General features: G+C 35.1%; 8 protein-coding genes. 3 read left to right on the top strand and 5 right to left on the bottom strand.

Annotation, left to right across the window (positions count from 1 at the left end):
- Positions 1-254 (top strand): DUF6646 family protein (locus ACK5ON_RS03705; RefSeq protein ID WP_409819997.1); only part of this gene is annotated, 254 nt, incomplete at its 5' end.
- A 2-nt stretch (positions 255-256) separates the two neighbouring features.
- A complete protein-coding gene (locus tag ACK5ON_RS03700) occupies positions 257-838 on the top strand; it encodes a PhnA domain-containing protein (RefSeq protein ID WP_409819996.1) in 582 nt (193 codons plus the stop codon).
- Positions 839-872: 34 nt separating this feature from the next.
- On the opposite strand, the gene ACK5ON_RS03695 is transcribed toward ACK5ON_RS03700, so the two are convergent.
- The 5 genes from ACK5ON_RS03695 to ACK5ON_RS03675 all read right to left on the bottom strand — a co-directional run bounded on the left by ACK5ON_RS03695 (position 873) and on the right by ACK5ON_RS03675 (position 6,222).
- A complete protein-coding gene (locus ACK5ON_RS03695) occupies positions 873-1,985 on the bottom strand; it encodes an ATP-binding protein (protein WP_409819993.1) in 1,113 nt (370 codons plus the stop codon).
- Positions 1,986-2,103: 118 nt separating this feature from the next.
- On the bottom strand, positions 2,104-2,481 hold the full coding sequence (locus ACK5ON_RS03690; RefSeq protein WP_396173065.1) for a hypothetical protein: 378 nt from the start codon (positions 2,479-2,481) through the stop codon (positions 2,104-2,106).
- Between the two features lie 238 nt (positions 2,482-2,719).
- Positions 2,720-4,273 carry an aldehyde dehydrogenase family protein gene (locus ACK5ON_RS03685; protein WP_409819991.1) on the bottom strand — a complete coding sequence of 518 codons (1,554 nt, stop codon included), beginning with the start codon at positions 4,271-4,273 and terminating at the stop codon, positions 2,720-2,722.
- A 243-nt stretch (positions 4,274-4,516) separates the two neighbouring features.
- Complete coding sequence (locus ACK5ON_RS03680) at positions 4,517-5,053, bottom strand: 3-hydroxyanthranilate 3,4-dioxygenase (RefSeq protein ID WP_409819988.1); 537 nt, start codon at positions 5,051-5,053, stop codon at positions 4,517-4,519.
- Between the two features lie 59 nt (positions 5,054-5,112).
- The gene (locus ACK5ON_RS03675; RefSeq protein ID WP_409819985.1) at positions 5,113-6,222 is read right to left on the bottom strand and encodes an endonuclease/exonuclease/phosphatase family protein; all 1,110 of its coding nucleotides are present in this window, start codon (positions 6,220-6,222) and stop codon (positions 5,113-5,115) included.
- 136 nt (positions 6,223-6,358) lie between these two features.
- On the opposite strand from ACK5ON_RS03675, the gene ACK5ON_RS03670 reads away from it, so the two are divergent.
- The coding region (locus ACK5ON_RS03670) for a carboxypeptidase-like regulatory domain-containing protein (protein ID WP_409819983.1) at positions 6,359-7,495 on the top strand (1,137 nt) is incomplete at its 3' end.

Below are 7,495 nucleotides of genomic sequence, written 5' to 3'. Positions count from 1 at the left end.
ATGCAAAAGTTCGTTTTAACGCCAACTTAGGAAGTGTTTTTCAATTGGACAAAGCCATGGATATTTATCCTGGATTGAATTTGGGGTTAAGAAACTTTGGTGCACATTTGGGCGTTAGGTATTTCTTTTCAGAAGGATTTGGTTTATATGCAGAAGGAGGAATTCCTATTGCAAAATACGACAAGAACATTCAAGGATTTGACGAATATAACAATCAATTTGTGTTTCAAATAGGCGCTTCTTTTAACCTTTAAAGGTGAGTGTCATTGACCAAAAACTAAGCGAAAGAAGCGGTTCTAAATGTGAATTGTGTGGTTCAACCGAATACTTAAGAATACATTTAACCAAAGAAGAATCCATATCGCTTGACAATTCTGTTTTGGTTTGCTCGACTTGTAAAAGCCAAATCGAAAACACTACTACCACCGATCCAAATCATTGGAGATGTCTCAGCGAAAGCATGTGGAATGAAAATAAACCTGTGCAAGTGGTTGCATGGCGCATGCTGAACAGATTACGAGCAGAAGGTTGGCCACAAGATTTGTTGGACATGATGTATCTTGACGAAGAAACCTTAGTTTGGGCTGGTGCTACTGGCGAAGGAGAAGATGATGAAGGTAAAATTATTCATAAAGACAGTAACGGTAACATCCTAAAAGACGGAGACTCTGTAGTTTTAATTAAAGATTTGGATGTAAAAGGGGCGAATTTCGCCGCAAAACGTGGCGCGGCCGTTCACAACATAAAATTAGTTTGGGACAATGCCGACCAAATAGAAGGCAGAGTTGAAGGACAACATATTGTTATTTTAACGCAGTATGTGAAGAAGACGAAGTAAAACACAGATTGCTCAAATTATCACAAATTAAACGCTACAAATATTCCCAAAAATTATCTTTATTTACTACAATGGTGTTTTTGGGATGGTATTTTTCGGTAAACGATTTTGTGAAAATAACCTTTTTGTTTGGGTTATATTTTATTTCGTAAGCCGTTATGTCATTTTCTATTATTTCTAAGAAGTCAATTTCTGCTTGTTGGGTATTTCTCCAGTAGTGTGTTTTTCCGTAAAATCCTTCGTACGATAATTTTTTAATTCTCTCACTAATAAAGAAATTTTCAAATAAAGCACCCACATCTTGTCTGTTTTGTAATGGACTGAATTGTCCAATAATAGCATTTCTTATTCCATTATCATAAAAATAGATTTTTGGTTTTGAGGTGATTTCGTTGCGTTGGTTGGTGGCGTAGGGATATAGTCTGAATATTACAAATGCTTTTTCTAATAAATCAATGTAATTTACCACGGTCATTCTATCTACCCCAAGTATTTTTGACAATTCGTTATAAGATACTTCGCTGCCTAGTTGAAGTGCTAGTGCATTAAGAAGTTTCATCAACAAATCTGGTTTTTTGATATTGACTAATTCTAAAATATCTTTATATAAATAGCTACCTGCCAATTGTAGCAGAATTTTTTGTTTTTTTTGTTCCGTAACTACTTCTGGATACATACCATAAATTAAAAATTCTTCTAGTCTTTCAAACGATTTTGCAAAAGAAAAGTGGTTTTTAATTTCGTTCCAGCTTAAAGGGAATAATCGATGCTCCCATTTTCTGCCCGTTAGCGGCTCGTTAATTTCATTGCCTAGATCTAAAGAAGAAGAGCCTGTGAGTATAAATTGTTTGTTAAGTTTGGCATCGATAAGCATTTTAACTGCTACGCCAATATTTTGTATGCGTTGTGCTTCATCTATTACAATAACTTCATAATCGGATACCGTTTCTTTCAGAAAATTAAAATTGGCATTGGCAAACGTAAGGCGTGTTTGTGGGTCATCTCCATTTAAAAACAAGACTTTTTTATTGGTCACTAATTTTTCAATTAATGTGGTTTTGCCCACTTGCCTTGGACCTAATAGCACAATTGCTTTTTTATAATCCCAATCGGCTACAATGTTTTTAGAAATGTCTCTAATTATCATGGTGCAAATATACTAAAACTTATTTACAACCCTAAAAAATTATATTATTTTGAGGTTATAACCCTAAAAAATTATATTATTTATATGTTTCACTACTTGACGAAAAGTTTTTTTATAATTAATTGGACTGTAAATTCACTGTCAATGACTGCGGAATAACGTGACATTCATCTCGTGTTAATACAATTGGCGCTGAGGTATATGTTTGATAGCCCGCTTTAGTGATGGTTACAACATAGGTTCCAGCTCTTTCTCCAGCACCGACAAATGCATACTCTGAGCTTGGAACTAGTTCTAATATTTCTTGATACGTCCCATCAACAGCTTTTACCTCAATATCTTGAAATATTGGGTTTCCTGTAGACGCATCAAGAACTATGACATTTAATCCATATACAAATTGATCTGTACAAAAAATCTGATTATCATCGTTATCATCACATGATGAAGTAAAGAACAATGTTGAGAACAAAAAAAATAAGAATAGTTTCTTCATAGCGTTTAAGTTTTATTTTTCCTAGATTTTTTTATTAAATGTAACCCGTTGGGTGATATAAACCAAAAGTAATAAATAATATCTTTTTTGATTTAAATTTAAGGTCAATTAGAACACAAATGTCAGTCTGAGCTTGTCGAAGACATTTTAAAAAAGATACATTTCGACAGGATCAATGTGACAATCGATATAATATTAGCCATAAAAATAATTACACCCAACGGGTTAAATGTAATATTTACAAATCAAACTTTATCCCTTGAGCCAAAGGTAAGCTCGTAGTGTAATTAATGGTATTCGTTTGTCTTCGCATATACACTTTCCAGGCATCAGAACCTGATTCTCTTCCGCCACCCGTTTCTTTTTCACCACCAAAAGCGCCACCAATTTCAGCACCGGAAGTTCCGATGTTTACATTGGCTATTCCACAATCTGAACCAGCAACAGATAAAAATGCTTCGGCTTCACGCAAATTATTCGTCATAATCGCAGAGGATAAACCTTGGGCAACGCCATTTTGAACTTCGATAGCATTGGTTACATCGCCCGAATATTTTAATAAATATAAAACCGGCGCAAAGGTTTCGTGTTGCACTATTTCAAATGAATTGTCTGCTTCAGCGATTGCGGGTTTAACATAACAACCACTTTCATAACCTGCGCCATTCAGCACACCGCCTTCAACTAAAATTTTTCCGCCTTCTTCAACAACTTTTGATAAGGCATTGTTATACATTTCAACGGCGTGTTTATCTATAAGTGGTCCAACATGATTATTTTGGTCTAAAGGATTTCCGATTCGCAATTGACTGTAAGCACCCACAATGGCATCTCTTACTTTGTCGTAAATACTTTCGTGAATGATTAATCTTCGTGTAGAAGTACAACGTTGACCTGCCGTTCCAACAGCGCCAAAAACAGCTCCAATTACCGTCATTTTGATATCGGCATCCGGAGTTACAATAATGGCATTGTTTCCGCCTAACTCTAATAACGATTTACCTAATCGTGCCGCACAAGCTTGCGCTACAATTTTCCCCATTCGAGTAGAACCCGTTGCCGAAACCAGAGGAATTCTTTTGTCGTGCGTCATTAATTCACCCACTTTATAATCGCCATTAATTAAACACGAAATGCCTTCTGGAAGGTTGTTTTCTTTCAATACTTCGGCGATGATATTTTGACAGGCAATACCGCACAACGGAGTTTTCTCGGATGGTTTCCAAACACACACATCGCCACAAATCCATGCTAAAGCGGTGTTCCATGCCCAAACTGCCACAGGAAAATTGAATGCCGAGATAATCCCGACAATTCCAAGCGGATGATACTGTTCGTACATTCGGTGTCCAGGACGTTCGGAATGCATGGTTAATCCGTGTAATTGGCGTGATAGCCCAACGGCAAAATCACAGATATCAATCATTTCTTGAACTTCGCCATAACCTTCTTGCAATGATTTTCCCATTTCATAAGAAACTAGTTTTCCAAGAGGTTCTTTTTTCTCACGCAATTTTTGTCCAAACTGACGCACAATTTCACCGCGTTGTGGTGCTGGCATCAATCGGAATGTTTTAAAAGCTTCGGTTGCGGATTGCATTACTTTTTCATAATCAGCTGGGGTTGATGCTTTTACTTTTCCAATTAATTGACCATCTACTGGGGAATGTGATTCGAATATTTCTCCGTTTGAAAACCAATGGTTTCCTGTTGAAGTTCCTTCGTTGATGGCTCTTACCCCAAGTATTTCTAATGCTTCGGTCATGCCAAATTGTTGTGCAATTGTTGCCATTATAGTATAGTTTATTAGTTTGTAAAATTTATGACAGCAAAAGTAAATCTTTATTTTGAATTTTAGCCCGGATGGGAACGGCATCCTTTTTATCTCGTTCTTAAAACGAGATAAAAAGATATAGTGGACAGCCGGAAATACCTGCCTGCCGTCAGGCAGGGCTCCTAATAATAAACCATATAAGGAATGTGGCATCAAAGAAAAAACCTTTTTATGAACTTAAATGCCTTATTTGGTGTAAAATTATTTCCCCGTAAATCTCGAATCGGCTTCCATTATGGTACCGCATTTATTACACGTTCGCAAATCCTTAGAATTATAGAAATGTTCAAAATGGTACAGGAAATCTTTTTCGATATCAGTAAGTGGAAAATAGACATCATAAAGTTTGTGATTGCAATTTTCACAAAACCATAGTAAGCCATCGGGAATGTCTTTTCCTTCTCTTTTTCGCTCAATCACTAATCCTATTGAACCTTCGGCTCGTGATGGAGAATGCGGCGTTTTGGCAGGTAACAAAAACATATCCCCAGCCGAAAGTTTCATGGCTTTTTTTACGCCATTTTCCTGAATAAAAACAGTTATTTCGCCTTCGAGTTGGTAGAATAATTCTTCGGTTTCGTTATAGTGATAATCTTTTCTGGCATTTGGACCAGCAACAATCATTACTATATAATCACCAGAATCTACATATAGATTTTTATTGCCAACAGGTGGTTTTAGTAGGTGACGGTTTTGGTCAATCCAGTTGTTGAGGTTGAAAGGTTTTGCGGTTGCCATAATGAATATTTTAGGTAAAGTTAAAATAAAAAAGTCCCGAAAAATCGAGACTTTTAAAATTATTTAACTTCTTTAATTAAATAAATATATACGGGAAAGTGATCACTAAAACCAATTTCTGTCATGCTATGTCTTAACGGATATCCTTTGTATTGTCCTATTGTAGTTATCATATAGGGTTTGTTATAAATTCCAGCTTTCCAATATTTATAAGTTGAATAATCATTTTTTATTAACGCTTCAGAAACCATGATTTGATCAAAAATATCTCCTGCATCACGATAAAATAAGCTAGCATTACCTTTATAAAACATTTCTTCAAAAGGATTATAAATGCCAAATTGTTTTACTTCTTCTTTTTTTCGTTTAGCACCAATGCCTTCTTTTACACTTTTGTTATAACTTCCATCGTTTAAATCGCCCATGGTAATAATTTTGGCATTTGGATTGATTTTAAAAATAGAATCCATGATTTGTCTGTTTAATCTTCCTGCTGCTTCTCTAAAAGGAGAACTTTTCTTTTCGCCACCAGAGCGTGAAGGCCAGTGATTAACCATAACATTTACTTCTTCACCATCTAAAAATCCTGTTACCAATAATACATCTCTTGTATACACTCTGTCTAAGTTTTTATCAATTTCTGATTTATCGTCGGACGCATCGTCTGCTTCATTTTTATCTTTAGCAGCTTGATTAATTTGATTTCGGTAAACCAATAGTGGTATGTTTTTATAACTAGTAGGTTTAAAATGTTTCTTTTGATATAATAAGGCAACGTCTATTCCTCTTTTGTCAGGAGAATCAAAATGCACTATGCCGTATTCTTTATTAATTAATGCAGGTTCTTTAACCAAATCTTCAAGTACACCCCTGTTTTCAATTTCGCAACCGCCAATGAGTGTTGGAGAATTATTTGGATTGTCCGTACTTCCAATCTCAGAAATCACCCTAGCTAAATTATGAAGTTTTTGTTTGTATTTATTGGAAGTCCAGTTTTGAGTACCATCTGGCAGCCATTCTTCATCGTTGTTTGTTCCATTAATCGTATCAAACAAATTTTCAAAATTGTAAAAAGCGACGGTATGAATAGTAAACTTTTTTGTTTGTGCATTTGTCGTTGAAATTGCGAATAAAACAAAGAAAAAAGCAATCAGTTTTTTAATTCTCATAAAAGGTATATTAATTTAATGTCAAGTTTTTTACAAACTTCGAGCCAAAAGTAGATAATATTATTAAAAGATGTACATTTGTCGGCTTTAAGTTTTTATTAAGACTTGACTAATAGAAATTAACCTTTTTTAATTTATGAAAAAACTTGTTTTTAGTGCTTTATTTGTATTGCAGGTTGTTTTTGTTTTTGCCCAATCAACGGGTTTCACTGGAAAAGTCGTTGACTCAAAAACTCAAAAACCGCTACAAAATGTAGTTGCTTCTATTCAAAACACCACGCTCACAACATTAACAAATGTTTCGGGGGTTTTTACTTTTAATGAACTTTCTGCAGGAAGCCAACTCCTTCAGATAAAAAGTGTCGGTTTTAAAGACCAATTATTAGTAGTTGAAGTAGAAGTTGGAAAAATATTAGATTTGGGAATTATTGTTTTGGAGGAAGACATTACTTTTGAACAACAAATTAACCTTATTACTATTTTAGAAAATGATTTAGGTGACGATAATAGTGGCTCAGAGAATACAGCTGGATTATTACAAGCATCGAGAGACGTCTTCCAACAAGCCGCAGCTTTCAATTGGGGACAAGCCCGATTTAGGATTAGAGGTTTGGATAATGAATATTCAAACACTATGATAAACGGGGTGTCTATGAATAAGTTGTTAGATAATAGACCACAATGGGGAAACTGGGGTGGATTAAATGATGCAACACGAAATCAAGAATTCACCATGGGTTCAGCGCCATCAGACTATACTTTTGGAGGAATTTTAGGAACGCAAGAAATAAATACTAGAGCATCCATTTACAGAAAAGGCACTCGTCTTTCTTATGCTGGAACCCAAACCAATTACAATTGGAGAGCCATGATGACCCATGCTTCGGGTATGAATAAAAAAGGTTGGGCATTTGTAATTTCTGCTTCTAGACGGTGGGCACAAGAAGCTTATTTTGAAGGGACAGATTATGCAGCAAATTCATTATTTGCAAGTATTGAGAAAAAGTTTAATGAAAAGCACAGCTTAAACTTTACTACAATATACGCTCAAAACAGAAGAGGAAGAAACTCATCAAACACTAATGAAATTACCAGTATTGCAGGTATAAAATACAATTCTTTTTGGGGCTATCAAGATGGGGAAAAGCGAAATTCTCGTGATAGAGAAGTTGAAGAGCCGATTAATATGTTGACACATTATTGGAAAATCAATGATAAAACACAATTGACATCCAACGTAATGTATCAGTTTGGTAAAATTGGAAATTCAAGA

Source organism: Flavobacterium sp., from assembly GCF_046317795.1.
Lineage (GTDB): Bacteria > Bacteroidota > Bacteroidia > Flavobacteriales > Flavobacteriaceae > Flavobacterium.
Note: the sequence above shows the minus strand (reverse complement) of the source record. Positions and strands in the feature narration are given on the sequence as shown.

Excerpts from the sequence above, each read along its gene's own strand:
- ACK5ON_RS03685 (WP_409819991.1), bottom strand. The coding sequence starts at position 4,273 with ATGGCAACAATTGCACAACAATTTGGCATGACCGAAGCATTAGAAATA.
- ACK5ON_RS03695 (WP_409819993.1), bottom strand. The coding sequence starts at position 1,985 with ATGATAATTAGAGACATTTCTAAAAACATTGTAGCCGATTGGGATTAT.
- ACK5ON_RS03675 (WP_409819985.1), bottom strand. The coding sequence starts at position 6,222 with ATGAGAATTAAAAAACTGATTGCTTTTTTCTTTGTTTTATTCGCAATT.
- ACK5ON_RS03680 (WP_409819988.1), bottom strand. The coding sequence starts at position 5,053 with ATGGCAACCGCAAAACCTTTCAACCTCAACAACTGGATTGACCAAAAC.
- ACK5ON_RS03690 (WP_396173065.1), bottom strand. The coding sequence starts at position 2,481 with ATGAAGAAACTATTCTTATTTTTTTTGTTCTCAACATTGTTCTTTACT.